Below are 1284 nucleotides of genomic sequence, written 5' to 3'. Positions count from 1 at the left end.
CAAATATTTCTTGATGTCTGTTCGCTCTGCATTGCCATGCGCGACTACATAAGCACAAAGATTTACTCCTGCATCTCCTTGATTCAACACTGTGACAACGGCTTCTTTTATTTGTGTATGTTGAAGTATCTGTTTCTCTATTTCGTCTATTTCAACACGATAGCCTCGTATTTTGATCTGGTTATCTACCCGTCCGATAAACACGAGCGTTCCATCGGGTTGCCATTTAGCCATGTCACCTGTCCGATATACCCGCTGTCCATGAAAAGACGTTGTCACAAATTTGGTACCTGTCAGTTCCTCTTGATGTAGATATCCTCGGGCAAGCCCATCTCCACCGATCCATAGTTCACCTGGGACGCCAATTGGACAGAGAGTTCCTTCCCGACCCACCACATAAGCTGTAGTATTACTGATCGGTTTTCCAATAGGTATGGTAGATTCATAATCTTGTGAAATTAAAAAACTAGTTGCAAACGTGGTGCTCTCTGTCGGCCCGTACACATGCACTACCTGTAAAGTAGGGCATGTTTGGCGCACACGTTTCACCTGCTGCGTTGGGAGCACATCCCCTCCGATAAATAACTCTTTCATGAAACGGAACATCTCTGGTTTCTGGAGCGCAAGTTGGTTAAACAAAGGAGACGTCAAAAAAGCAGTGGTAATCTCCCGCTGCTTTAGCACTTCTTCCAATCTCGACGGATCCAGAATAACATTTTTGTCGACCAGGTGTAATTCCATGCCATTGAGTAATGCTCCCCATATCTCAAAGGTGCTCGCATCAAACGTTAATTCACCTGTTTGTAGCATACGGCCGCCTGTTTCAAGTTCTGCATAGTTCGTGTTCTTAACCAATCTAACCACATTACGATGCTCTATCATGACACCTTTAGGCTTGCCTGTGGTTCCTGAGGTATACATCACATAAGCCAAATCTGTTGCTTTGCCCACCACCGCTGGCACGGCCTCCGCTCGTTCAGCAAGGATTTGGTCTATGATCAGTACTTCCACCGATTCCTCTTCGAAAAGAGGCGCATACTCCTGTTTGGTGAGAACAATCTTGGCTCTACTATCACCTAGAAGATAGTTGATACGTTCTGCAGGATACTCTGGGGAGAGGGGCAAATAGGCCCCTCCTGCTTTAATAATCCCCAATTCTGCGATAATCGTTTCCATCGAGCGATCTGCCATCACTGCGACAATCTCATCCGAATCGGTGCCCATACTTTGCAGTTTGACAGCAATCTGATTTGCTTGTTCATTTAATTCACGATATGTCAGCTT

The 1284-nt window shown here is 45.5% G+C and carries 1 protein-coding gene; it reads right to left on the bottom strand.

The annotated features are described in order from the left end of the window. A partial coding sequence (locus tag BLS14_RS32235; RefSeq protein ID WP_143021620.1) for an amino acid adenylation domain-containing protein occupies positions 1-1284 on the bottom strand: 1284 nt, incomplete at both ends.

The organism is Paenibacillus sp. OK060, from assembly GCF_900101205.1.
GTDB lineage: Bacteria > Bacillota > Bacilli > Paenibacillales > Paenibacillaceae > Paenibacillus > Paenibacillus marchantiae.
The sequence above is the reverse complement of the archived record's forward strand: the minus strand, read 5'-3'. Positions and strand labels throughout refer to the sequence as shown.